Source organism: Lactobacillus johnsonii (assembly GCF_014058685.1).
Classification (GTDB): Bacteria; Bacillota; Bacilli; order Lactobacillales; family Lactobacillaceae; genus Lactobacillus.
Map to the genome: position 1 here is coordinate 137,842 of NZ_CP059055.1, position 24,146 is coordinate 161,987.

Annotated in this window: 24 protein-coding genes; 18 read left to right on the forward strand and 6 right to left on the reverse strand. The window is 34.4% G+C overall.

What is annotated here, in order from left to right; translation table 11 throughout:
- Nucleotides 1-53: 53 nt before the first annotated feature.
- Both H0I41_RS00620 and H0I41_RS00625 read left to right on the forward strand, forming a co-directional pair.
- Complete coding sequence (locus tag H0I41_RS00620; RefSeq protein WP_004898543.1) at nucleotides 54-713, forward strand: TetR/AcrR family transcriptional regulator; 660 nt, start codon at nucleotides 54-56, stop codon at nucleotides 711-713.
- 21 nt (nucleotides 714-734) lie between these two features.
- A complete protein-coding gene (locus H0I41_RS00625) occupies nucleotides 735-1,574 on the forward strand; it encodes a hypothetical protein (RefSeq protein ID WP_004898545.1) in 840 nt (279 codons plus the stop codon).
- 286 nt (nucleotides 1,575-1,860) lie between these two features.
- On the opposite strand, the gene H0I41_RS00630 is transcribed toward H0I41_RS00625, so the two are convergent.
- Nucleotides 1,861-3,387 (reverse strand): CAP domain-containing protein, encoded by a 1,527-nt coding sequence (locus tag H0I41_RS00630; protein WP_135014101.1) that lies wholly within the window; start codon nucleotides 3,385-3,387, stop codon nucleotides 1,861-1,863.
- A 159-nt stretch (nucleotides 3,388-3,546) separates the two neighbouring features.
- Between H0I41_RS00630 and H0I41_RS00635 the strand changes: the two genes are divergently transcribed.
- Together H0I41_RS00635 and H0I41_RS00640 are read left to right on the forward strand one after the other, a co-directional pair.
- Nucleotides 3,547-4,632: a D-alanine--D-alanine ligase family protein gene (locus tag H0I41_RS00635; RefSeq protein ID WP_004898551.1), complete on the forward strand. Its 1,086-nt coding sequence runs from the start codon at nucleotides 3,547-3,549 to the stop codon at nucleotides 4,630-4,632.
- 29 nt (nucleotides 4,633-4,661) lie between these two features.
- A complete protein-coding gene (locus H0I41_RS00640; RefSeq protein ID WP_135014100.1) occupies nucleotides 4,662-5,378 on the forward strand; it encodes a transcriptional regulator in 717 nt (238 codons plus the stop codon).
- A gap of 32 nt (nucleotides 5,379-5,410) precedes the next feature.
- Here the strand turns inward: H0I41_RS00640 and H0I41_RS00645 are convergent, their stop codons facing one another.
- On the reverse strand, nucleotides 5,411-6,982 hold the full coding sequence (locus H0I41_RS00645) for a cation:proton antiporter (protein WP_135014099.1): 1,572 nt from the start codon (nucleotides 6,980-6,982) through the stop codon (nucleotides 5,411-5,413).
- A gap of 104 nt (nucleotides 6,983-7,086) precedes the next feature.
- Here H0I41_RS00645 and H0I41_RS00650 point away from each other — a divergent pair, with 104 nt between their 5' ends.
- From H0I41_RS00650 to H0I41_RS00660, 3 genes are read left to right on the forward strand one after another with little or no spacing between them, the layout of a single operon-like run.
- Nucleotides 7,087-8,193, forward strand: a complete 1,107-nt coding sequence (locus H0I41_RS00650; protein WP_135014098.1) for a YibE/F family protein — start codon at nucleotides 7,087-7,089, stop codon at nucleotides 8,191-8,193.
- On the forward strand, nucleotides 8,190-8,951 hold the full coding sequence (locus tag H0I41_RS00655; protein ID WP_004898559.1) for a YibE/F family protein: 762 nt from the start codon (nucleotides 8,190-8,192) through the stop codon (nucleotides 8,949-8,951). Before H0I41_RS00650 ends, H0I41_RS00655 begins: the two co-directional genes overlap by 4 nt.
- A gap of 22 nt (nucleotides 8,952-8,973) precedes the next feature.
- Nucleotides 8,974-9,819, forward strand: a complete 846-nt coding sequence (locus tag H0I41_RS00660; protein WP_182094559.1) for an alpha/beta hydrolase — start codon at nucleotides 8,974-8,976, stop codon at nucleotides 9,817-9,819.
- A gap of 54 nt (nucleotides 9,820-9,873) precedes the next feature.
- Here the strand turns inward: H0I41_RS00660 and H0I41_RS00665 are convergent, their stop codons facing one another.
- Nucleotides 9,874-12,933: a DUF5110 domain-containing protein gene (locus H0I41_RS00665; RefSeq protein WP_069168826.1), complete on the reverse strand. Its 3,060-nt coding sequence runs from the start codon at nucleotides 12,931-12,933 to the stop codon at nucleotides 9,874-9,876.
- A gap of 159 nt (nucleotides 12,934-13,092) precedes the next feature.
- Between H0I41_RS00665 and H0I41_RS00670 the strand changes: the two genes are divergently transcribed.
- The 8 genes from H0I41_RS00670 to H0I41_RS00705 all read left to right on the forward strand — a co-directional run bounded on the left by H0I41_RS00670 (nucleotide 13,093) and on the right by H0I41_RS00705 (nucleotide 20,348).
- The gene (locus H0I41_RS00670) at nucleotides 13,093-13,809 is read left to right on the forward strand and encodes a GntR family transcriptional regulator (RefSeq protein ID WP_011161342.1); all 717 of its coding nucleotides are present in this window, start codon (nucleotides 13,093-13,095) and stop codon (nucleotides 13,807-13,809) included.
- Nucleotides 13,810-13,829: 20 nt separating this feature from the next.
- Entirely contained in the window at nucleotides 13,830-14,996 is a 1,167-nt protein-coding gene (locus tag H0I41_RS00675) for an SIS domain-containing protein (protein WP_086874569.1), read from the forward strand.
- 61 nt (nucleotides 14,997-15,057) lie between these two features.
- On the forward strand, nucleotides 15,058-16,215 hold the full coding sequence (gene nagA / locus H0I41_RS00680; protein ID WP_011161344.1) for an N-acetylglucosamine-6-phosphate deacetylase: 1,158 nt from the start codon (nucleotides 15,058-15,060) through the stop codon (nucleotides 16,213-16,215).
- Nucleotides 16,216-16,351: 136 nt separating this feature from the next.
- A complete protein-coding gene (locus H0I41_RS00685) occupies nucleotides 16,352-16,840 on the forward strand; it encodes a PTS sugar transporter subunit IIB (RefSeq protein ID WP_011161345.1) in 489 nt (162 codons plus the stop codon).
- Nucleotides 16,841-16,851: 11 nt separating this feature from the next.
- Nucleotides 16,852-17,769, forward strand: coding sequence for a PTS mannose/fructose/sorbose/N-acetylgalactosamine transporter subunit IIC (locus H0I41_RS00690; protein WP_004898570.1), 918 nt, complete (start codon nucleotides 16,852-16,854; stop codon nucleotides 17,767-17,769).
- A complete protein-coding gene (locus H0I41_RS00695; protein WP_004896120.1) occupies nucleotides 17,756-18,574 on the forward strand; it encodes a PTS system mannose/fructose/sorbose family transporter subunit IID in 819 nt (272 codons plus the stop codon). The genes H0I41_RS00690 and H0I41_RS00695 overlap by 14 nt, the downstream gene beginning before the upstream one ends.
- 23 nt (nucleotides 18,575-18,597) lie before the next feature.
- On the forward strand, nucleotides 18,598-18,996 hold the full coding sequence (locus H0I41_RS00700) for a PTS sugar transporter subunit IIA (protein WP_004898573.1): 399 nt from the start codon (nucleotides 18,598-18,600) through the stop codon (nucleotides 18,994-18,996).
- A 155-nt stretch (nucleotides 18,997-19,151) separates the two neighbouring features.
- The gene (locus H0I41_RS00705; protein ID WP_182094561.1) at nucleotides 19,152-20,348 is read left to right on the forward strand and encodes a zinc ribbon domain-containing protein; all 1,197 of its coding nucleotides are present in this window, start codon (nucleotides 19,152-19,154) and stop codon (nucleotides 20,346-20,348) included.
- A 46-nt stretch (nucleotides 20,349-20,394) separates the two neighbouring features.
- Here the strand turns inward: H0I41_RS00705 and H0I41_RS00710 are convergent, their stop codons facing one another.
- On the reverse strand, nucleotides 20,395-20,871 hold the full coding sequence (locus H0I41_RS00710) for a nucleoside 2-deoxyribosyltransferase (RefSeq protein WP_004896117.1): 477 nt from the start codon (nucleotides 20,869-20,871) through the stop codon (nucleotides 20,395-20,397).
- Between the two features lie 85 nt (nucleotides 20,872-20,956).
- Between H0I41_RS00710 and H0I41_RS00715 the strand changes: the two genes are divergently transcribed.
- Nucleotides 20,957-21,517, forward strand: coding sequence for a PTS sugar transporter subunit IIA (locus H0I41_RS00715; protein ID WP_228764849.1), 561 nt, complete (start codon nucleotides 20,957-20,959; stop codon nucleotides 21,515-21,517).
- Between the two features lie 44 nt (nucleotides 21,518-21,561).
- Here H0I41_RS00715 and H0I41_RS00720 read toward each other — a convergent pair whose 3' ends face one another.
- On the reverse strand, nucleotides 21,562-22,287 hold the full coding sequence (locus H0I41_RS00720) for a GntR family transcriptional regulator (RefSeq protein WP_004898578.1): 726 nt from the start codon (nucleotides 22,285-22,287) through the stop codon (nucleotides 21,562-21,564).
- Nucleotides 22,288-22,295: 8 nt separating this feature from the next.
- Nucleotides 22,296-23,099, reverse strand: coding sequence for a tyrosine-protein phosphatase (locus H0I41_RS00725; protein WP_004896112.1), 804 nt, complete (start codon nucleotides 23,097-23,099; stop codon nucleotides 22,296-22,298).
- Nucleotides 23,100-23,272: 173 nt separating this feature from the next.
- Between H0I41_RS00725 and H0I41_RS00730 the strand changes: the two genes are divergently transcribed.
- Together H0I41_RS00730 and H0I41_RS00735 are read left to right on the forward strand one after the other, a co-directional pair.
- Complete coding sequence (locus H0I41_RS00730) at nucleotides 23,273-23,767, forward strand: universal stress protein (protein WP_004896111.1); 495 nt, start codon at nucleotides 23,273-23,275, stop codon at nucleotides 23,765-23,767.
- A gap of 184 nt (nucleotides 23,768-23,951) precedes the next feature.
- Nucleotides 23,952-24,095 (forward strand): hypothetical protein, encoded by a 144-nt coding sequence (locus H0I41_RS00735; RefSeq protein WP_162222116.1) that lies wholly within the window; start codon nucleotides 23,952-23,954, stop codon nucleotides 24,093-24,095.
- Nucleotides 24,096-24,146 lie beyond the last annotated feature (51 nt).

The window sequence follows — 24,146 nt, forward strand, 5'->3', positions numbered from 1 at the left end:
TATGAAAACGCTATACTGTATAGGAATAGAATAAATAGTACGAGGAAAAAGATATGGCAAGACAAAAAAATTTAGTAAGACGGCATGAAATATTACGCAATACTTTTATCCTTCTGAAAAAGAGAGGGATGGAGAATGTATCGCTGCAAATGATTGCAGATAAGTCGGGGATTTCTAAATCATTGCTCCAATCTTACTACCCACATAAAAATTTGTTAATTACAGAAATTGTTACCAACTTTATGACCGCTGTGTTAAAGAGTTTAAATGCGACTGACTTTAAAGAATTAAATACATATTCCAAAATGAAAATTTTTATTTATTTAATTTTAGAACAAGGTATTCAAGATGAAGGAGTAGAGCGTGTAGTTAAAAGCATTTTAAGTGATAGTGATTCCTTAGATCGCTGGAGTCAAATTCTTGACGATTGGCTTAGAAATGAAGGAGTTAAGCATGATCTTGGAAGTGACCGTCAGGTTCAGATTGGCTTAAACTTTATTGTCACAGCTGGCGGAAGTTTATACATAAAACGTGCTGAATTGGATTTAGATGCAGATGAAATTTCTGATATAATGGTAAAAACTTTTATGTCAACATTTCTATCAATGGATGAGTCTAAGATAGATCAAACAATTGATGAGGCAAAATCTGCTTTACAAAAATATGAACTAGCTACTTTGACCCAAACAATCAATGAGATGTTTGACAATTAATTTTTAAGGAAGGTCTAGGAAATGGCAGTACGCACACGCAGTGAGTTACGTAGAATTGATCAAGCTCAAACTGTGCATGATAAAAGATCCTTTGGAATTGCAATCTTTACAATTGTGGTCTTATTTTTTGGCTTAGTAACTTTTATGAATCCAATTTTTATGAAGAGTCAAATTGCAAAGGAAAGCAACGGAGTAGTAGCTGAACGATATATTAATCAGAAGTTTGATAATTTCGCTGCGGCAATTGGTGCTGATAGAAGTAGTAATAATAGCACTAATAATCTTCTTACCGTTGAACAAACAAGACCAATTGCAGATGCGATGATTGATTATACCTTGGGCATCCATCTATTTAGAGCTGAAAATTCAAGTTTAGCTGGTCAAATTAGAAAAATTATATTAACAAAAATAGATGATAATTCTTCTATGGAAGCCAAATCAGTACAAGAAAAGCTCAGAAAGAATAAAAATAGCAGTCTGTATGCAATTATAACGAGTTTTGGTTTAGCAAATACTACATTAATGGCAAATATCGAGATAGTATTATTAGTTTTGAGTATTTTGATAATTATTTTTGTAGGTATCTTTGCTTATCAGCAAATTAAAAGATTGCAAGAAATTGTTTCAACTCGACGTTTAATTCATATGGTTGCTGCTGGAGGGATGAGAGCAGCAATTTGCATGATTGTGATCTTTGGATTACTAGCATTTATTCCAACAATTTTTGATGTTGAAGGCTTTATTTTAAATATTGGTTATTTTTTAGAAATAGCTAGTGGTATTTTCTTGGAATTAGTAATTGTTGGTGTAGTTTTATTTGTAATTAGTACTATTACTTGGCAAATTACTAGTGCCAAATAAAAATTTAAAATAAAGATGCAAAAAAGGTCTCAGGTTTTAACCTGAGACCTTTTTCTAAGAAATGGCGCCGGATTGGATGATCTTAATTGTATTCAAGTAAGTGTAAAGTAGTTAGGGTATAAAATAATTGTAATTTGCAACAGCCATAATGGCTCTTGTAAGGGTCCTCAACCATTTCTCAGTCCTTATTTTTACAGTAATTAAGCTTTAAATCAAGTTGAAACTATTAATTATTCTTAAATAATATAATTAGTTACTTTATAGGCTCTTTTAGAGTGTTATTTTATTAATTAAATTGCCTAATCCATTGCTTTTTACCAAGATAATACCAAGTTGTATGGTTGGTTGTAATAGATTGACCGTAAGCATAGCTTTTTCTAGGGGTAACGTGATTAGAAGTTGTTTTTTGTAAACTAGGATAAGGGCTAGTGTAAATATGAGTATCAAGAGAAGCATTATCAATATTTACTACGCCAGCAGTTAGATCTGGATTACTGTAAACATAGAAATTATGGAACCATTGATCTTCACCTAAATTGTAGTAAGAGTAACCGTCTTGATAAGAACGACCAAAAATTATCGGGTTCATGCGACGATTTTTATTTAAAGAATCACGTAACTCTTCTGCTTGAAGTAAAAGAGCAGATTTAATAGTTGTGTTTGAAGAAGGATCATCAGCTTGTTTTAAGATATTGCGGGTTGTTTCATCAGTAGCCTCTTTAATATTTTGAGAGGATGAGATAGTAGGTGAATTTTTAACCTTGTTTTTAGTCTTAGTGCTATCTTCCGAAACTTCTAATTTTGGTTGATTGGCTGCTACTTGATTAAAAAGCTTAAAGCTGTACTGATAGACATTAGAAATATTTACGTTATATTCATGTCCTGAGACTAACTTAATATCTCCAGGAAAATAGGTCAGAATAGTGTCGAAATAACCGTATCCTTTGTTACTAAAGTTATTAACTTTTGTTGCTTGACTTGTTTGACCGGTATCAAGATCAGTAATTGTAATTTTGGGAGTACCAGAAATAGTTTTGTCCGATAAATAGAGGGACCAGGCGATATTATTTCCCTGAAGTAATTCGATTGGAAAAACGCCACTATTTGGATAAGCAACTGTACTTTTTGCAGCTGCTTTGTAGCCATCACTTGGATAGGCAACTTGTTGAACAGAATAGCGATAATTATTTTCACCATAAGCTGCGCCAATACCTGTAGTTGTAAGTCGACTAGATAAAAGCCATGCGCGGTGTCCCGTGTCTGAACCATCAAGATTATAGGTATCAGTTAATAAATCTGTGATTACGTCCCCAGCGGATTGATTACTTACGTTAAAGTTAAGGTTTGAACTTGCAGAGACGTTTTTGGCAATTGTCCAGTACGTCTCATTAATATAATCAGGTTTAGTTTCACTAGGGAGGCCATGTTGGTTAGTGAATGGGTTAGCTTTGATTGCAGCCATAACGCTTGCCGTGATTTGAGCGTTATCATTATCGGTTTTATTTGTTGAAATACTTGGTAAGTCAAATAAAGCTCGGTAAAAATTAATATAATCTAATTGAGAATTGATATAAGAATTTGTAACAGAACCGGGTGAAAAGGGAGCCGTGAGATGAGGAGTGCTGGCATAAAGATTATCTGCATTAAAATTTTCTTTAGGTAAATTTTTATATTGATTTTGAATTTGATGAACTTCTTGAATTTCATCTTTAGTAAAGGTTGCAGCCTGTGCGTTAGTAACTATAACGGTAGAAGTAGTTGTACTTAACACAATAGTTGCTAAAAAAGTGGCTGCTTTTTTGGTAAAAGTCATAATTACTCCTTTTAGCGAATCATATAGTAGCATGATAGTAATATATATAACGTAATTATAAAAAAATTGCATTCTTTTTAGACTTTTTTTCGAAATTGATGCATTATAGCGTCACGATTGTTTATAATAAGGTTTCGAGGACAAAAAGGAGATAAAAATATGACTGACAAAATTAAGGTAGGTTTGATCTTCGGTGGAAATTCTTCAGAATATGAAGTTTCTATCATGTCTGCCCACAACATTTATGAAGAAATTGATACTAATAAATTTGATGTTTATCCAATGTGGATTACTAACGATGGATACTTAGCTGATGATGCAGATTCTCGCAAAGTATTAGATAATCCTAAAATGGAAGTAGCTAATCCTCATAAAGTAGCTAATATTTCTAACATTATTGAATTAAAAGATCGTCCTGAAATTGACGTATTTTTCCCAATTGTACACGGAAACTTAGGTGAAGATGGTTGTTTACAAGGACTATTTAGAGTTTTAGATAAGCCATTTGTTGGAGACGATGTTTTAGCAGCAGCTGTAACGATGGATAAGGAAATGACTAAGATCCTCGCTCAACGTGCTGGTGTTCCTGTAGCAAAATGGATTGCAGTTAAGCGTTTTGAATATAACGATCCAGATAACGAGAAGTTAGACTATGAATACGTAGCTAGCCAATTGGGATCAGATTTATTTGTTAAGCCATCAAACCAAGGCTCTTCAGTTGGTGTAAGTCATGTTACTAACGAAAAAGAATATAAGGTTGCTTTAGCTGAAGCCTTTAAATACGATGATAAGGTTTTAGTTGAAGAAACTGTTCATGGTACTGAAGTAGAAACTGCTGTTTTAGGCAATGATAAACCAATCGTTGCTGGTGTTGGTCAAATTATTAACGCAAAAGATTCGTTCTATACCTATGAAAATAAGTATGATGATGACTCAACATCAACTTTAGAAATTCCTGCTAAGCTTCCTGAGGGAATTGTTGAAACAGTTAGAAAGAATGCCTTAAAGGTGTTCCAAGCAACTGAATGTAGCGGCTTGGCTCGTATCGATTCGATGCTTCGTAGTGAAGATAATGAAGTTGTTCTAACAGAAGTAAATGCTCTTCCTGGTTTCACTAATATTAGTATGTATCCTAAGTTATTTGAAGAAATTGGAATTCCATACACTGACTTAATTACTAAATTAATTGATTACGCAATGGAACGCTACGATCATAAGAAGACTTTGTTACATAAACATGATTAAACTTAGTTTAAGTAAAGGGAGAATTTAGGATGGCAAGCGACCATAATTTTGAAGAACTTGAGGCCCCAGCAAAAACGGCAGAAGAACTTCATATTAGCGTAGCAACATTAAGAAAGTATTCTTTAATTGTGGAAAAGGTTACTGGAAATAAAGATTACTATGAAAGAACCAAGCAAAAGTCTCGCTTGTACTCGGCAAAGGATATTGAAGATTTAAAAGCTTTTAGAGCATTGTCTAAAAATGCGGATTTAACCTTGCAAGAAGCAGCTAGACAAATCTTTGCAGTAAGCGATAAGAAAACTGAAGAAGTTAAAAAAGCAGCAAAAATGCAAAAATCAGTTGCTACTAATACTGCCATTGTTGATGCTGATCAAGTAGTAAAACTTTTAACAATGCTACAAAATACTATTGCAAGTCAGAATAAAGCAATTGAAGATTTGCAGAAGCAGGTAGCGCGTGTTGAAGCTCAAAACAAAAAATTAATTGATCGTTCACACCAATTAGCTGAGCCGGAATCAGAAGATTCTAAAGAAAAAGCTAATAATAAAGATCAGGAAGCTGCCAAAGAGATTACTGAAGAACAAAAAAGTGAGCAAGAGGCTCATGAAGAAATTTTAAGAAAAGCTAGAGAGAACGAAGAAAAGCGTCGTAAGCAACAGGTAGAAGAAAATATTCATCGTACCCTAGCTCAAATGCAAATTCGTCCTAAGAAAAAACACCATTGGTGGGATCGCTTTTTCAAGTAAAATAGGATGCCGAAATGCGGCATCCTATTTTTTTATTCATCATCAGATTCAATAATTAATGATTCAGCTAGTAATACGTCGTTATACAGACTTAAGATATACGTTCTATATTTACTCTCTTTTTGTCCAATCATTTCTAAATATTCACGCTCAATAGCAAATGCTCTAAAAAATGCTAAACGCTGTAAATACTGTTCTGATTTAGTTAGATTAGGCTGATCAATTGTTTTTAGCAACACACGCATGTATTCTCGTGTTTTAACAACTCTTTTTTGATTGAGTAAAGTATAGATAACATGGCGCTTAACTCTTTTAGGTAGGTACATTTTATGGACTGAAATTAGAGCTCGTTTAACCATTTCATTACGGATCTTCTCCATAACAATGTGTGCTTCTTCATCACTAACTTCATAGGGAAGAATAAATTGAAATACAATCGTGGGTACAAGCATGCTCAAAATAATTAAAACTGCTTCAGACATAATAACTAGATTGTAGTTTTTAGTTCCTAAAAAGTTAGCACTAATTGTTAAGGCTAGAGCAAGAGTAACAGCACCATGAATACCTCCAAGTGAAAATACAGTACTTTCTCGTCGATCATAGCGAATAACTAAACGTCCATAGACATAACGAACAAGTAAATTTGCGAGATAAACAATGAAGCCAACAAGAATCCACTTGGCTAAGTCACCATTAAATAATTTATTTCGGGATATTCTGACCATCATTAGTCCCAAAATGATAAAAACCATACTGTTGAAAATATCTGAAATAAGATTTTGCAAGTCTCGTCCCATATGGATTTGTCTTGAATTAAGAAGTAAACTTTGCTGAGATTCTGCATTATGTAATAAGCCAGCAACCACAACGGCAATAATTCCCGAAACATGTAAATCTTCTGCTAACGCATAAAGTGCTAGCGGGGTAAGGATATAAATTAAATTCTGTGCATTTAAAGAATTAAATCGTGATCTAACCAGACTTTGTCGAAAAATAATAATTATCCAAGCAACTGCAAAACCTAATACCGCTCCACCTAATGAGGAAACAAAGAAGTCATGAATAGTTTGCCCATAGTTGATGTAACCATTGGCAAACCAAAGCAAACTCATATTCAGTAAAATGATTCCTGAAGCATCATTGAAAAGTGACTCAGCTTTTAATGAAGCTGTTACTCGTCTAGGCATTCGTAAACCATTAGTTACGGCTTCACTTGCTGTTGCATCCGTTGGTGTACTAATACTCCCAATAATAAATGCAAGTGGAAGACTGATGCCAGTAAGAAAATGGATACTAAAGCCGCTTACAATTAGGGCGAGTAAAACCATAACCACAGTCAACCCAATGATTTCCTTAATTCTTCTACCAATGTTATGAATTCTAGTTTTTTGACCTTCAAAAAACAAAAGTGGAGCTACGATCAATTCCATAAAAATTTCTGAATCAAAGTTAGCAACTTGGCTATTTAAGAAGGGGATAAGACCAATAATTATCCCAACAAGCATGCTTACATAGTTAACAGATACCTTATCAATTGCTTGCGCAATGATGATACTAATTGCCGCGGCAATTGCTAGGGTAAAAGTTGAAATCATAAGTTCCATTAAATCTACCTCAGATAAATTACTATTTTTTAATAATTAGTAAAAACTTTTAATGCTACTATAGTAGCATACTAACCATTGAATTATTTAGGGAAGGCGAAAAAGTGAAGAAGAATGCGAAAATTTGGCTTAGTTTAGTAGTCTTATTTGTGGGAATATTTTTTACTCTAATTACCTATTTTTCAACTGCTTTTGCAAGTAAGCCAATTGCAGTCATTACTGATAGTCAAATAAAAGATACACTAGTTGATAAGACAAAAGACAACTATGAAAATAAAGACGAGGTACGGCAACAAAATTTACATTTAAAAATTTTGTCCGGAAAATATAAAGGGAAGACATTCTTAGTTACTAACACATATTCGCCGTCCCAAGCAGTTTCACAAAAGTATCGGCCTCATCAGCGTGTAATTATTTCATTTATTAAAGGTAAACCTAAATTAGTTGAACCAAAACGTGACTGGGTTGTTGTTTTAAGTATGTTTTTGACGATTAGTGTAATTGTTTTAATTACAGGAAAACAGGCTAGCTTACTTTTAATTTCAATGATTTTAAATAGTATCATTTTTTATTTTGTAATTAAGAGTGATGTAAAGGAAAATGGAACAAGAATTTTCTTGATTTATAGTATCGCAGCAATTCTGTTTACTTTTGTATCTCTAGTAATAGTACAAGGCTTTAATCAAAAGATGCTGGTGACTTTAACTGCTACTTTGTTAGGAGTTTTTGTTTCTTTTGGTATCTTTTATTTAGTTATGAGAGTAACTCATGAGCGTGGAATTGATTATGAGGCAGTTGACTATGCTACTCAAGATCCTCGAGCTTTATTTTTATCTCAAACAATTCTAGGAGTTCTTGGCGCAGTCATGGATGAAGCAACTGATATTGTTTCTAGTCTTTATGCACTTGCAAAACATAAGGCCGACTTAACATTTAAAGAACTATTTATTAGCGGACGAACTTTAGGGCAAGAAATTATGGGGCCACTAATAAATGTATTGGTTTTAATTTTTATGGCTGAAGCCCTACCTATGACAATTTTGTATCTAAGAGATAATAATACTTTAGTCTATACCTTTAAATATACCCTTTCTTTAGGGGTCATCCAGAGTTTAAGCTCGGCGATCGGAATTGTACTGACAGTGATTTTTGCAACTCTATGTAGTGCTCTCTTTTTAAGAAATAAAAAAGCAGAGGTGGTAGAAAAATGACAACTTTAACTGCTCTTTTATTAATTCTTTTGATATTGATGATTATAGTTGGAGGAAAAACTGGCTTTAAGAGTTATCTAAGCGTCGTTATCAATGCCTGTTTACTGATTTTAGTTGCACTGCTTATTTCTTGGGGAGTAAATATTGTATTAGTCGGAGCAATATTTATTCCTTTGAAATTACTGACGATTATTTATTTAGGAACACATGATTATACTGTAGCCAAAAATGCCTTTTTAACTGCCTTATGTGTAAGTGTAATTGTAATGCTGATAATTATCTTGTTTGAAAATTTAGCGCAAACTCAAGGCTTTGGAGACCAGGCAGGGGAAGAATTAATTGGTTTATCATTAAATGTAGGAATTAGTTTTTCTCAAATCGCAATTTTAGTTGCAATCTTTTCAATGCTAGGTGCAATTGCGGAAGCCAGTGTTGCAATGAGTGCTGGTTTACTTGAGTTAAAGCGGCATGACCCTAACATTACTCAAAAGCAATTAATCGAAAGCGGAAATGAAGTTGGTGCGGATGTATTAGGGACCGCCATGAATACAATCTTATTTGGTTTATTTGGTAGTTTTCTCCCAATATTTATTTGGTATATGAGACTAAATTATTCCTTATTTGAAATTTTAAATGATAAACTTTTTGTGGATGAGTTTTTAATTATTGTATATTCGTTCATTGGCGTGCTTTTAACGGTACCATTAACTACAATATTCTTAGCACATACTTTAACGAATAAAGAAAATAAAAAGTAGAGATAAATAGAGGCACAGTAAGATGAAAATATATAATTTAACGTTAACAAATTTTAATGGGCGTGAATTTAACATTACTTATTATAGTTTGCAAGATAATCCGCAACTTCTCCTAAAGAAAAGACCACTAATGTTAGTCTTTCCAGGTGGTAGTTTTGATCATTTATCATTAAGAGAAGGAGAACCAGTTGCCCTAGCTTATGCAGCTCATGGATTTGATGCAGCAATAGTGTCATATAATTTAACTACCGATCCTGGCAGAATTTATCCTGACGCTGCTTTATCTGGTTTAACTGCTGTTGCATACTTTAGAGAAAACAGTGAGAAGTTAGGTCTTGCTAAGGATAAAATTACGACAATTGGTTTTTCAGCTGGCGGCCATGTTGTTAGTTCGATGAATGTAATGGCAGAAAGTCAAAAGTGGCAGTCTGAATATCATTTTGAGCATGATAAAGTATCACCAAATGCGACTATTTTAGGTTATCCGTTAATTAATATTAAAGATATTGGTTTTCCCTTACCACCTGATGCTAAGGAAAAAATGTCAAGTGCAAAAGATTTACTTGATACAGCTGTCGGGGTTACTCCCCAAACTCCTCCTACTTTTATTTTTCAGGCAGTAGATGATCCGGTTGTATTAATTGATAATACGATTGAATATATTACTGCATTAAGAAAAAATAGGGTTCGCTTTGAGGCCCATTTGTTTAATAAGGGTGGACATGGTTTTTCTCTTGCTACTCCTGAGTTAGCTACTAAAGAACGTAAAGCTGATGCGCATCTTGCTCATTGGTTTGAATTGAGCCTTGAATGGTTGAAAGATAGAAGAATTTACGTTTGGTTTCACGTGAAACAAAAACATATATAGAAAAAGTCCGAAAAGATGACATGACTATACATTTTCTTTTCGGACTTTTTAATTTTATTCTTTTGCCATAAAGAATAGAACTTCTTTTCCAGAGGCTAAATTATCGGAAGTTGCCAAAATTCTAAGTTTAATTGATTTAGCAACTACATCTCTTAAGCCAATTACCTTGTTTTTAGCATCATTTGGCCAATTAATTTCTTTACTAAAGTCGCTGAAGTTTTCTCCGTCTTTGGAAATAGCAACTTGAACACGTAAAACATGACCGATGCGATCACGTGAACGAGGAACATAAACCATGCGGCTGAGTTTATAAATATGGTTGAAATTAAAAGTTAAGTCTAAAGGACTATCTTTAGTGATTTGATCTTTAGAAAGCCACTCACTAGCTAATTTAAGATCAGTTAGATTTTCGACTGGTAAATCCTCTTCGCTTTCTCCCGTACTAGAAACTGTAACATTTGAAATGGCATAATCCATCTGATCACGCTTTGTATGGGTGCCAAAGTATTCTGACCAATCAGATACTTTATTACCGAACTTATTTCTAATTCTGAAGCGGTAGCGTGTATTAGGTTCAAGCTCATGGAAAGTAAAAGTATTACCGTCAATATTAGTATGAACAATTCCGTTAACTTCGATATCGGCCATTATATTTTTATCTGCGAAATTAGTTGGATTAGTCCAGGTAATAGTAATGCTCTTTGAAGTTAAGCGGTCAGTTAAAATTGCTGCACTTCTTGGAGAAGCCATTGCTGAGTCAATAATAGCATGTTGTTCTACTTCGCTACCATAACTAAAGTTTTCAATCATCAGTTCGAACTTATTATCATGAATATCAACAGCAGGCATCTTCACTCTAAGAGCTGGTTGCAGTTGACCAGTAAAGTAACCAAATTCTTTGCATGGCATATAGTCTTGTTGGTAGAAGATACCTTCTTCAGCTTTGTTAAAGCTATCAAGATCGTTATATTCAGTTAGTGGAACAAATTGATCGTTTAGTTTAAGAGAAACTTTACCAGGATAACGATCAGACATAATAGTTAAATTAGTAATTTGTTTCTCTTCAAGACCAGTGTAGCTGCCTTCAGTTGGGTAGACTGTAATATGAAGATTTGATCCGCTAACAGAGCTAGTGATTTGTGTGGTAGCTGCATGACCCTTTTCATAATCATTAGTTTGATTGTCATCTTCATATAAAATAGCTGAGCTTTTACTTTGTGGGTAAACAAGGGCACTTCTTAATGACTCTTGTAAAATTGCACCGCCGCGTACATATACAGGAAGATGCCAGAGTGGGTAATGCAACTTATCGTAAATTCGACCACCAATTAGTTTTTTACCAGTGAAGAGGTCAATCCACATTGTTCGATGATCAGGTAAGTAGAGGTTATCCTTTAGGGAAGCGCCACTTGGATCTTCTCGCCCGTTAGTGATTGGAGCGATTAGTAGGTTATTTCCTAGCATAAATTCATGTTTAACTTGGTTAGTATAGTTAACTCGTTCATGAGGGAAAGCTAAGAAGAGTGGTCTAACAATTGGCATTCCATCTTGGGCCGCGCGCGTAAGAGTATAGAGATATGGAGTGATTTTTTCTCTAAGTTTAAGATAGGCGCGAGTAATTCTAGTCATTTTTGCATTAAATGCAAATGGTGTTTTTTGGATATTACCATAATTATCAATTGAATAAAGAAGTGGAGTAAAGACTTTCCATTGTAAGTCACGGATATTTACTTGTGCATTACCGCCGCCTTCTTTTCCATCAATAGCACTTCCTACATTTGGCTGCCCAGAAAGAGACATACTTAAAAAGCTAGCAATTTCAGTAGCAATTTGTTCCCATTCACCACCAACACCTTCATTTGCAGTAGTAGCCAAAGTTTGAATAGCACTCCAGCCATTACTTGCCATTGCCCAAGGACGATTGGTTTGATTTTTATCAATTAGAGGTTCACTAGCGATAGCAAAGTCCTGCATTATTTTTTCATTAGGAAAATTAGCAGGATCAGTCTTGAACTTTAAAAAATTAGCTGGTGCATCAGTAGGCAAGGATCCATAGAATCCTATTTTTACATTTTGATCTTTTGCAAAATCAACTAAATTATTCATTTCATCTTCGTTTAAGTCTTGTTTGCTTTCATAGTTAGGAACAAACCAACTAAGTGGAAGATGATATGAATTGTACCTTTCAATCATTGCCCGAGCAGAAAATTGGTACTGTTCTTCTCCATTAAGAGAGGACTTGGCCACAATATCATCATTGCTATGCGCAATTTTATAAGTATTGCCGTCTTCAAATTTAATTGCACTATTTTCTTGAGGTTTAGCTGCTGTCCAACAAGTATCAAGGTAGTTACCAAGATAACCCAGACCGAGTGCATATTTTGGCAAGAAAAGAGGAGACCCCGTAATTTTATAGTACTGACGCAATATTTCCGCTGGAGAATCTCCTAAAAGATAGAAATTATCAAAAATAGGAGTTTGATGGGTAATAACTGCTGTAGTCCCGTCATCACTCTTAAAGTTGTAGATACCATCTTTCCATGTGTTTCTCAACTCTGCAAAACCAGCATTTGACCAGAAAAATCCTTCTGGACAAGCAACAGCACCGGGACCAGTTAAATTAGTATTTTTAATCTCGATAATTTTTCCTTTGTGGCTGAAGCTTCCATTTTGCATCCCGCCACCGTAGTAGAATTCGTTTTTGTTCTGACGTAAGAATTCGCTAGAATAATCGCTCCCCAGTTCAATTGGACTACTTTGCATCATGCGGTAGCGATGTAGTTGATCATCGAAAATACTGAAGATAGCTGGATTCTTTTGTAAGCGAAGTGAAAACTGACCGCTTTTAATGGTGAAAGTCTCATCGGTTACTAAAAGCTGAGAATCTTCAAATGGACGCAAACTAAAGTTACTTGCTGCGATAGTTAATGATGGAGTTAAAGGCTTAAATTCTGCTGCTGGATCAACGATTAAACGAAAGATACCTTTAGCAATAATGTATAGACGCGCTCTTGTTCCATCTGCAAATTGCAAATCATAGTAGCGAGTACCCTTAGCCACGTGGACTAAACGACTTAAATGTTGAGGTTGTTGTTTGTTAGTAATTTCAGACATAATTAGTTTTCTTCTTTAAATTAAATTTTTCATTTATGTATAGTTCATATTATAACGAAAAAATGAGTTTCGTGTTTTTTTAGATTTGACATAAAGCGCTTTCTGGAATATTCTGTAGAAGGTGGTACTAACCAGTTAAAGATTGGATGGGGTTAGAAGATGAAAAAACCACTTTATCAGCAAGTTATTTCAGATCTCGAAAAGAAAATTAAGACTGAAATGAAGCCAAATGATCGATTACCGAGTGAACGACAACTTTTGAAAGAATATGGTGTTAGTCGAAATACGATTCGATTAGCATTAAATGATTTAGAAGAACGTGGCATTATTTATCGATTGCATGGAAAAGGTACATTTGTTTCGACAATTTATCTAGATCAAACTAACTTGGGAAGTATGTATTCTTTTAGTGAGCAAATGTCTGAAGCAGGCCACAAGCCAACAACACAAAACCGCACATTAGAACTTGTGACACCTGAAGAAGACGTTGCAAATCAGCTTAATTTAAAAGCTGGTGAGAAAGCATACAAATTAGTTAGGTTACGTCTAGCTGATGGAGTACCACTAATGTATGGAGAAACTTATTTACCTGAAAAAATTTTCCCTAATCTAAAAATGTCAGACCTAAAGGAAAACTTATATACAGTGATGAAGCAAAAATATAATGAACAAAGTATTCTTGCTTTTGAAGATGTACAAGCCGTTAATTTAGACGAAAATGACAGCAAGATTTTAGGTGTTAAGCCTGGGGATGCAAGTTTGAAGATTTTTAGACGGGCAATCAATGATAAAAATGTGCCGATCGAGTTCACTATTTCTCTCGCTAGAGGAGATAGATTTATTTATCGATCACGTCAATATAATCATTTAGTTTAATTATTGAAAGGAATAGGCTCATGTTTACTAAAACCGACGCAGAACTAAAACAGATGGGTGCAGATATTACTACTAGAGAAATTCAACAACAGCCTTCTTTATGGAAAGAAACTTTTAAGATATACAAAGAAAAGAAAACAGAAATCGATAATTTTTTAACTAAAATTACTAAAAAATTCGATAAGGTAAAAGTGATTTTTACTGGTGCAGGAACTAGTGCTTATGTGGGTAATACAGTAATGCCTTATTTGAGAAAGCATGGCGACCGTACCAAGTATGACTTTGAAGCAATTGATACAACTAAAATTGTTTCAACACCAGAAGATTATCTTGAAGAGGATACACCAACAATTTTGGTTTCTTTTGCTCGTAGCGGTAATTCTCCTGAGTCAGTTGCAACTGTTGAGCTTGCTAAGCAATTAGTTACTAATTTATATCAAATTGCTATTACCTGTGCTCCAGAAGGACATCTGGCTCAAGACTTAAAGGATGATCCAAATGGCTTAGTTCTTTTAATGCCTGCTAAGTCATTAGACCAAGGTTTTGCAATGACTGGTTCGTTTTCATGCATGAGTTTAGCCACTTTATTAGTTTTTGACACTAGAAGTGATGCTGAAAAAGAAGCAATTGTTAATGAAATTGCTGAAATGGGCCAAAGTGTAATTGACCGTGAAGATGAAATTCAAAAACTAGTTGATATTAATTTTGATCGAATTACTTATATAGGTAGTGGTGCTTTAGGTGGATTAGCTGAAGAAGCACGACTTAAAATTTTGGAATTAACCGCCGGAAAAATAGCAGCCTTATTTGATACTTCGATGGGATTGAGACATGGTCCTAAGTCATTTTTAGATAAGAAGACGATTGTTTTTGACTTTGTTTCTAACAATACTTATACGAGAAAATATGATTTGGATATTTTGGATGAGATTAAGGCTGATCAAATTGTTCCATTAGTAATGGGAGTAGGTCAGCTTAAAAAGGGGCAAGACTTTGAGGGAAAATTCTTTGCCTTTGCTGGAAAAGAAGTGCCTGATGCATATTTAGCCTTACCAGATATTATGTTTGGACAAACAATTGCATTACTTACTTCAATCAAAGTAGGAAACACTCCAGATACTCCGTCCCCAACAGGCACTGTTAACCGTGTTGTTAAAGGAGTAACAATTCACAAATTCATCAAATAAAATTCAAATTTTGAAAACAGTTTCAGACTAAAATATAAATTAATTTAAGGAGTTAACTATTATGTCATATTACATCCATGCGGGAAAATTCTTTTTAGAAAATAGAACTGAAAAGGGAGGTTATCTTGAGGTTCAAGATGATGGTAACTTTGGTCTATATTATCGAGAAGATGAAAAGCCGAGTCATGGCTTAATTAAAGAATATGGCGATCAATGGATTGCCCCTGGTTATGTAGATACACATATTCATGGTTTGCTTGATGAAGATACGATGAAGAGTGACTGGGAAGGCATTGACAAGATCTCAAATGGCTTATTACAAGCAGGTGTAACTAGCTGGTTACCAACAACTATTACTGCTAGTGACAAAGAATTAACAGAAACTTGTGAAAAGTTTGCTGCACATAAGGGTGAAGAAACTGGTGCTAAAATTCAAGGTTTGCATTTTGAAGGACCTTTCTTTACTCCAAAGCATGGTGGAGCAGAAAATCCAAAGTACATGACTGATCCATCAATTATGCTTTTGAAAAAATGGCGTAAAGCTTCAGATGACATGCTAATTAAGATTTCAATGGCACCTGAAAGAAAAAATGCTCGTCAGTTTGTACGTGAGACAGTAAAAATGGGCTTGGTCGTTGCCTTAGGTCACTCAGATTCTAATTTTGAAGACGCTATTGGGTGTGTTGAAGCTGGTGCTAGCGTATTTACTCATACATTCAACGGAATGAATAGTTTATCACAACACTCACCTAATATTATTGGTGCTGCTTTTTCTTCACGTTTAACAACAGATGAATTAATCTGCGATGGTCACCATGTTGAAGAACCAGCTGTTCGTGCTTTGGTAAATGCACGTGGACCAGAACATATTGCCTTGATTACAGATTGTATGCAAGCAGGTTTAATGCCAGATGGGGACTATGTTTTAGGTGAATTGCCAGTTTATGTTAAGGATGGAATGGCACGTCTAAAAGAAACTAATAATTTGGCAGGTAGTATTTTGCTCTTAAAGGATGCAGTTAAGAATGTAGTTGATTGGAATGTTGCAACACCTGAAGATGCAGTTATGATGGCGAGTTATGTGCCAGCTAAGAGTTGTAATTTACTTGATAAGTGTGGAGTGATTAAGCCAGATCACCCAGCTGATTTTGTTGTATTAAACCATGATATGACTGTAAGTGAAACTTATTTAAATGGTGAATCACGTTACAAAGCTTAAAAGTTTATATCTTTACAAGTAACTTTAGAAAATCTTAAAAAGTGGTTGCAACCAGTTGACTAGCAAAACTTAATATACTAAGATTGAAAATGTAGAAAGCGTTTACAAAGTATTTACAAAAAATGGAGGAATCTCTATGAATATTGTGGGAGCTAGAATTGATGGACGACTTGTCCATGGTCAAGTAGCTAATCTTTGGACACCAAAACTTCAAGCTGATCGTATTATTGTTGTTGATGAAGAAGCAGCAAAAAGCGACATTCAAAAAAGTGGGTTAAGAATGGCTACACCTCTTACTACTCGTCTTAGTGTTTTACCAGCAAAGGTTGCAGCCGATCACTTAATTCATGATCGTTATGGTAATCAGCGAGTATTTATTGTCGCTAAAAAACCAGCAGCCTTCTTAGATTTAATTAACTTGGGTCTTAAACTTGATACCTTGAATGTAGGTACCATGTCTCAAACTGATACTACTAAGCAAGTGACTAAGCAGATCAATGTTGAGGAAAAAGACGTTGAAGACTTTAAAAAAATAGCAGATAAGGGTGTGAAAATCATAGCTCAGTTAACTCCAAGCGATGATTCTCATGACTTTATGAAATTAATGAACGAAAAGATTAAATAGGAGGTTTAATTATGGCTTGGTGGCAAATATTACTACTTACCCTCTATGCTGGATATGAAATTCTTGATGAATTACAAATTTATTCATCATTGAATACACCAGTTGGAGCTGGCTTGATTGCTGGTTTAATCATGGGTGACTTAAAAACCGGTTTAATTATTGGTGGTGCCATGCAACTTACAGTTTTAGGTGTTGGTACTTTCGGTGGTGCTTCTAAGATTGATGCAACTACTGGTACAGTTTTAGCAACAGCATTTTCTGTAAGTATTAAAGGAATGAGCCCACAAGTAGCTATTTCTTCAATTGCGGTTCCTGTAGCTGCAATCATGGTTCAATTGGACGTTTTGGCAAGATTTGCTAACACTTATTTTGCTCACAGAATTGATCACTTAATTGAAGAAAACAATTATAAGGGAATCGAGAGAAACTTCCTTTACGGTGCGATTCCATGGGCTTTATCTCGTGCAATCCCTGTCTTTATCGCTTTAGCATTTGGACGCGGCTTGGTTCAAACAATTGCTAACTCATTGAATGGAAACTTAAAGTGGTTAGGTACTGGTTTAACAGTAGCCGGTGCTGTCCTTCCTGCAGTTGGTTTTGCTATTTTGCTTCGTTACTTACCAGTTAAGAAGCACATCGCTTACTTAATTATGGGATTCACATTTACTACTTTATTCTCAGTTTTATTTACAAGCATTCAAACCTTAGGTACAGGTATTCAAGCAGCAAATAAATCATTTACTGCAACTTTCAATGGCCTACCAATGCTTGCAATGGCTTTGATTGGATTAGCATTCGCAATCTTACACTACAAGGATGAAATTAGTGGCAAAGGTGGTAGTGGTAAAGGCGGAACAAAAGAAGCCACAACTACTACAGAATCCACTAATGTAGCTTCAGAGGGGGAAATCACCGATGATGAACTCTAAACCAACTTATAAATTAACAGATAAAGACTTTAATCAAATTAACAGACGTTCTCTATTCGGTTTCCAACTAGGTTGGAACTATGAAAGAATGCAGAATACTGGATATTTATTCTTAATCTTGCCACAACTTCGTAAGATTTATGGTGATAATACTCCAGAATTACAAGAAATGATGAAGACGCATGTTCAGTTCTTTAACACTTCTAACTTCTTCAACACTATTATTACTGGTATTGACTTAGCTATTGAAGAAAATGAAGGTGTTGAAGGTAAAGATACTGTTACTGGTTTAAAGGTTGGATTAATGGGACCTTTTGCCGCAATTGGTGACTCAATCTTTGCTGCATTGATTCCAACAATCTTCGGTGCCTTGGCTGCTTCTATGGCTTCTCAAGGAAACCCAGTTGGTGTATTTATCTGGATTGCTGCTCAAATTGCTATCTGTTTCTTCAGATGGAAGCAACTACGGTTTGCTTATGATAAAGGAGTAACTCTTGTTACTGATATGAGAGACCGTTTGAATGCTTTAACTGATGCTGCTACAGTACTTGGTGTATTTATGGTTGGTGCTTTAGTAGCTACGATGGTTAACGTTAAGTTTGCTTGGGTACCACAAATTGGTAAAGTTACCATGGACATCCAAAACAACTTAGATATGATCATTCCTAAACTATTGCCTGCTTTGATTGTTGGCTTTGTTTACTGGTTACTTGGAAAGAAGAAGATGACTTCAACTAAGGCTATCTTAATTGTTTTAGTTCTTTCAGTTATTCTTGGCGGTGTTGGTGTTCTTGCTAAGATTTAGCAGTAAATTAAAGGAAAAATATTATGACAAAAGAATTAGTGCTAATCAGTCATGGTAAGATGGCTGAAGAAGTTAAAAAAAGTGCAGAATTGATTATGGGTCCTCAAGAACATATTCATGTAGTATGTTTACTTCCAGAAGAAGGACCAGAAGATTTTGAAAAGAAGTTTCAAGCTACCATTAACGGCATTCCGGAAGAAGATTTAACAGTATTTGCTGATTTAATGGGTGGCACACCAGCTAACACAGTTAGTCGCTTGATTATGAGTGGTCAAGATATTCACCTAATTGCAGGGATGAATCTGGCAATGGTAATTGATTGGCTCAATAGTCAAATGATTGGTAATGATGCAGATTCTGTGGCTGCTGGTAAAGCAGGGATTGTAGATATTAATCAAATGCTTGCTAGCATTAAGAAATAAATACATTAAAGAAATAAAGAATGGCTCACGTTGGTAAAACTTACGCGAGCCATTTCTTTTTTATTGATGCTTAATCTTTAGGAAGTTTTAGGATAAGCTAATACGTATGAAGTATAAGTAAGATAAATACTAGTAAAGATTAAAGAAGTGAAAAAATGAGAAAATTTTGTTCAAAATGTGGAGCACCCTTAAAACCTGATGATCAATTTTGCTCAATATGTGGTACTCCTGTTGATGGTAACAGTAAACACGAACTGGAAAAAATAAATTCTATTAAGCAAAGACCACAAGTCAAAAGAAGTGAAATTCGTAATTCTAAGAGAAATTTCAAAACAAGAAATATTATTATCGGAGTAGTTATCGCTATTGTAGTGCTTGTTGCTGGAGGGTGGGCAATTTATCAACATGGCCGCTCTTCAGCAGAAAGCAAAATAATTGGTGGTAATGGCAGACTAACTACTGCTGAAATAAAAAAGATGCCAAATAAACAACTAGCTGCTTGGGCAATTCTCTACGCAGATAAAAAATATGGTAAAAAATGGGGAGAAGCAGCAGATGAATTAAGAAGTGGACATTTAACAATTAAGAGTTACTCAAGCCATAAATTTGGCGACTACGAAATTAGTGCTACAAATGGTAGTACTTTGTATGCTGTAAATAACCAAGTAGGATATCTTATTTCTAAAGATAAAAAAGAGATAACTTATGTCGGAAATAAGTCGAATTATAGTAATAGAGATGTTTTAGAACAAATTTATCCAGTAGTTAAATCTGAAAATACTGAAGAGAATGTAAGTAATTGGAATAATAATTTAACAATTGTTAAGGGAAAAGATCGTACTGCCTCTTCAAGTACAAAAAAATTTACGACTGAAGAAAAGAAAGACACTAAGGCAACTAAATTATGGTCGGATGAGCAGAGAGACAGGTTAATTAGTTATATGGATGAATTTGGTGATAAAATGCACCAACCATATTCGCATTATACTGGTAGCGGAAGTATAACAACTGCAGCTGGTCAAGAATACCAGAGTTTTCTATCAGAAGGAAAATTCAAATTGAGTTCAGGTGATAAGGATAGTCGTGATCCTGAAGATATGGATAGTATTAACCTCAAGTGGAATCCAGATGTTACTGATAAAGACAATGATAGTAATACATACAATGTAGTTGCAATCTTTAACTATAATGGAAAAAGTGCTGAACAGCACATTACTTATCTTTTTTGCTTTTACCATGGAGAACCAGTAGCTCTTGTTGATCAAACAACTAATGGAGAATACACCGTGGTTCATGCAACTGCCAACCATGACTTAACTTCTAACTTTGAAGAAATTGCTAATAATGATTAGAAAAAGAAAAATCTGGTAGAAACCATCTACCAGATTTTTTTATTTATTAATATACAGCACCATCATAGAAGTTGTATCTTGGACGGTTGAAATCAAATGTAGCTAATTCACTCATTTTAATTACGTTGTCAGCAACGCCCCAACTCATTAAATTGATTGATTCACCATATAATTCATCAGGAATTACAAGTAAAACATACTTTCCTTGAGACATAGCGTAACCTAATTCCATCCCTAAACCAACGTCTTCTTCTTTAGGAACATAAACGCCAAGCATAACGTCACTAGTTTTAATACCAACTAAGTCACCATTATAAGTTGCTTGTGCCCATTCTTTATCATGTAAGTATTCGGGATGTTCGTCAACACGAATATCTTTATATTGATTTTGAAGAGGAACATAGCTGTTTTCTAAATCAATAGTAGGATTAGCATTGAGAGCGCTCATTGCATCTTTGTAAGCCTTGTTTTGAGTTTCAGTAAACCAACCAGCACCAAAATAAACTGTTTTTTGTTTTGTCATGGAAAAACCTTTCTTTCTTATTGGTGGAATATTTTTTACATTAACTAACTTTAACAAAATTTGCTCAAAAGAAACACCCACTTTTGTGTTTTTGAAATCGGTTTTATATAATGAAACTAGAAATTTTTGCTTAGGAAAGGCGGAACCTACTACGAATACTAAAAAAAGTCTTTTCGATCCGCAAGCTGTCTTTGTAACAGACTTAACTGATCGAAACGAGATATTCAAGACCGTTTCTCAAAAATTATATGACTTAGGCTATGTTAAAGAAGATTTTTTAGGCGATATTATTGAACGTGAAGATAAGTATCCAACTGGAATTTCAATGAGACCTTTATCTAGAGAACTTCCAGATGTTGCAGTTCCTCATACTGAAGGGGATTATGTTAGCGCACAATTAATTGTACCGATTGCTCTTAGAAATTCAGCAACTTTTAATAATATGGTTAATCCAAGCGAAGCATTGGAAGTTAAGTTCTTATTTTTGATTTTGAATAATGATCCAGATATGCATTCAACTATTTTGGCTAAAATTATGGACTTTCTAGCTGGAACTTCAGTTGATGATTTAAATGAATTATTTAATTCAGATTCAAATGAAGAAATTTATGATTTTTTAGAGAATAATTTTGAAATTGAAAAATAAAAAGAAGCTGCTTTGCAGCTTCTTTTTGTCTCCAGATTAAATTATTAAACTTCCGGATAATCAGTACTTGAAAATGAAAGTGAAAAGTAATCACACCGTTTATAGCCAATAACTAGTTCAACTACTTCACCTGTAGTAGATAAAATAGTTTTTTTGACTTGTCGTACAACGGGATAATCTTTAGCTATTTTTAGTTGCTTACTAATTTCGCTATCAGCTTTTACAATTGTGTCTGTTTCAGTAAAGGGCTCATCAAATAGATACAATTGCTTATCGCTTTGCAAGGTTTCATAGATACTATGATAATTATTCGGATCTTTAGCTAAATTTCGATTAATAAATTTAGCTGGTATAAATGAACGGTGCACCATAAATGGTGTGTCACCAATTAAACGTAAACGTTCAATATAGTAGTAACTATCATATTTGGGTAAGCCGAGTTTTTTTAAGATTTCGCTCTGCTTTTCCTCTTGGAGTTTCAAAACTTTAACTGTATCTTCTTCTTGTTTGTTTGAGAAGACTTCATTATCACTAAGACGAACTAATTTATCTTTTCTTGATCGTGAAATAAAAGTGCCTTTTCCTTGATGACGAACTAAATATCCTGCCTTGACAAGATCTTTCACAGCTCGGATAACAGTAATTGAAGAAACATTAAACTTATCTTTTAATTGAGCTTCACTATAAAATTTATCTCCATATTTAAATTTGCCAGAGATAATTTCTTGCTTTAGCTCGTTTTCAATTTGTAAATATTTTGGAATATCCATAATCTATATTAATCCTCAAGATAGATTCTCCTAAGATCCATGATATCACTGCTTGAGAGCTTCATGGTAGAACGAAGGTATTCGTTGATGCCACCGTATTGCTGGTTTAGGACGTGTACAGCATGGTCTAAGTATTCTGGATAGACTGACTGAATATCTTTAATAGACTGCAATACACGCTTGCTAGAACCGTCAGCGGCTGCTTGCTTAAGCATGGCATCAACAAAACTTTTTGTTGTGATATTGGTTAGAGTATAGTCATATTTGATAGTAGTAAAAGGTACACCTAATGCTGATAAGATCAATAAAGCTCCAAATCCTGTCCGATCTTTTCCGGCAGTACAGTGGAAAAGAAGAGCATTCTTGTCTTTATCATTTGTAAGCAAAAGGTCAAAGAATTTACGGTAAGCTTTTTGAGCAGTCTGTCCATTGATCATGTCTTCATAGGCAAAGAACATATGCTTAAAGCCAAATTCAGGATCTTTTTCGGCATTCTCTTCTAAAGCAAAGATCCCCTTAGATGCATTAGTTAAATCATCACTAAAAACTGGATCAAAAACATATTTAGCGCCTTCTGGAACACGATCAGGATGATCATTTTTTTCTTTTTCTGTTCTAAAGTCAACGTCATACTTAACGCCATGCTTTTGCAATAATTCTAAGTCTGATGAAGAAAGATCAGCTAAATTACCAGTTCTAAGTAATTTATTATATTTAATTGTTTGACCGGATACAGTCTTATAGCCTCCAAGTTCGCGGAAATTGCGACCATTTTGGATGCCAATTAATTTCGTCTCATAATTTTCGCTCATTAGTATTTTTCCTCACTATAGTTATTTAAATACAGTATTATTACTTTAACATATTTTTTCTTAGATATTTTATTTTTCTCAGATCTATAAAAAGAAAACAAACTTATTAATTGGTATAATTAATGGTAAAATTACAATGTAAAGATACAAATTCCATGCGGAGATGATTACTTATGGTAGAAGATTATGACAACATTTTAGTTCCTGTTGATGGTTCTGAAACTGCAGAGCGTGCGTTTGATAAAGCAGTAAAGATTGCTCTTGATAACAATGCTCATCTGGATGTATTGAATGTTATTGATACTCGTCAATTTATGGGGGAAATGCAGGATACTTTGATTTCTGGGGATACCATTTATCAAATGACGCAGGATTCCGAAGAGTATTTAAAGAGTCTAAAAGAATGGGCTAAGGAACACTTTAATTTTACTGATGTTTCTTACCATATTCGTTATGGCTCCCCTAAGAGAATTATTGCTGTTGATTTTATTAAAGATCACCACAACGATTTAATTATTATGGGTGCAACTGGTATGAACGCAGTTGAAAGAATGTTAATGGGTAGTGTTACTGCTTATGTTAACCAACATGCTTTATCAGATGTGTTAATTGTTAAGACTGATCTTGATAATAACAAGGTTGCAAAACCTAAGAAAAAGTACTTTTAAAAAAAGAACATTATGAAATTCACTCTATCAGTAATGATAGAGTGTTTTTTTATAAAGTGGATCGATCCAATTCAATAAATTAATATTTACTAGCGCTTACATTAAAATAATAGTACCCAAGTACGAATATTTTTGATATGATACTTAAGAACGAACGTTAGTACTAGGGAAAGGGAGAACGATAATGGTGAATTTCGATTACAACATTATAAAATGTAACCAAGATTCAGTGGCTCGTTCTTGGGCTGATTCCTTCGGTGGATCAGTCTTCATTAGTGTTGGCGCTTTCGTTGTTTTTTTAGCGACTTTTCTGGCTCAATGTGATTAGCTCTTTTTGTCAGCTCATCATGTTGGGTCTTTTTTTGTATTTGTCATTTAA

Bases quoted from the DNA above. Each gene is read 5' to 3' on its own strand.
- H0I41_RS00690 (WP_004898570.1), top strand. From the start codon at position 16,852: ATGGCTTGGTGGCAAATATTACTACTTACCCTCTATGCTGGATATGAA.
- H0I41_RS00620 (WP_004898543.1), top strand. From the start codon at position 54: ATGGCAAGACAAAAAAATTTAGTAAGACGGCATGAAATATTACGCAAT.
- H0I41_RS00705 (WP_182094561.1), top strand. From the start codon at position 19,152: ATGAGAAAATTTTGTTCAAAATGTGGAGCACCCTTAAAACCTGATGAT.
- H0I41_RS00695 (WP_004896120.1), top strand. From the start codon at position 17,756: ATGATGAACTCTAAACCAACTTATAAATTAACAGATAAAGACTTTAAT.
- H0I41_RS00645 (WP_135014099.1), bottom strand. From the start codon at position 6,982: ATGGAACTTATGATTTCAACTTTTACCCTAGCAATTGCCGCGGCAATT.
- H0I41_RS00630 (WP_135014101.1), bottom strand. From the start codon at position 3,387: ATGACTTTTACCAAAAAAGCAGCCACTTTTTTAGCAACTATTGTGTTA.
- nagA (WP_011161344.1), top strand. From the start codon at position 15,058: ATGTCATATTACATCCATGCGGGAAAATTCTTTTTAGAAAATAGAACT.
- H0I41_RS00655 (WP_004898559.1), top strand. From the start codon at position 8,190: ATGACAACTTTAACTGCTCTTTTATTAATTCTTTTGATATTGATGATT.
- H0I41_RS00735 (WP_162222116.1), top strand. From the start codon at position 23,952: ATGGTGAATTTCGATTACAACATTATAAAATGTAACCAAGATTCAGTG.
- H0I41_RS00685 (WP_011161345.1), top strand. From the start codon at position 16,352: ATGAATATTGTGGGAGCTAGAATTGATGGACGACTTGTCCATGGTCAA.
- H0I41_RS00730 (WP_004896111.1), top strand. From the start codon at position 23,273: ATGGTAGAAGATTATGACAACATTTTAGTTCCTGTTGATGGTTCTGAA.
- H0I41_RS00725 (WP_004896112.1), bottom strand. From the start codon at position 23,099: ATGAGCGAAAATTATGAGACGAAATTAATTGGCATCCAAAATGGTCGC.
- H0I41_RS00625 (WP_004898545.1), top strand. From the start codon at position 735: ATGGCAGTACGCACACGCAGTGAGTTACGTAGAATTGATCAAGCTCAA.
- H0I41_RS00670 (WP_011161342.1), top strand. From the start codon at position 13,093: ATGAAAAAACCACTTTATCAGCAAGTTATTTCAGATCTCGAAAAGAAA.
- H0I41_RS00720 (WP_004898578.1), bottom strand. From the start codon at position 22,287: ATGGATATTCCAAAATATTTACAAATTGAAAACGAGCTAAAGCAAGAA.
- H0I41_RS00675 (WP_086874569.1), top strand. From the start codon at position 13,830: ATGTTTACTAAAACCGACGCAGAACTAAAACAGATGGGTGCAGATATT.
- H0I41_RS00710 (WP_004896117.1), bottom strand. From the start codon at position 20,871: ATGACAAAACAAAAAACAGTTTATTTTGGTGCTGGTTGGTTTACTGAA.
- H0I41_RS00635 (WP_004898551.1), top strand. From the start codon at position 3,547: ATGACTGACAAAATTAAGGTAGGTTTGATCTTCGGTGGAAATTCTTCA.
- H0I41_RS00640 (WP_135014100.1), top strand. From the start codon at position 4,662: ATGGCAAGCGACCATAATTTTGAAGAACTTGAGGCCCCAGCAAAAACG.
- H0I41_RS00700 (WP_004898573.1), top strand. From the start codon at position 18,598: ATGACAAAAGAATTAGTGCTAATCAGTCATGGTAAGATGGCTGAAGAA.
- H0I41_RS00665 (WP_069168826.1), bottom strand. From the start codon at position 12,933: ATGTCTGAAATTACTAACAAACAACAACCTCAACATTTAAGTCGTTTA.
- H0I41_RS00660 (WP_182094559.1), top strand. From the start codon at position 8,974: ATGAAAATATATAATTTAACGTTAACAAATTTTAATGGGCGTGAATTT.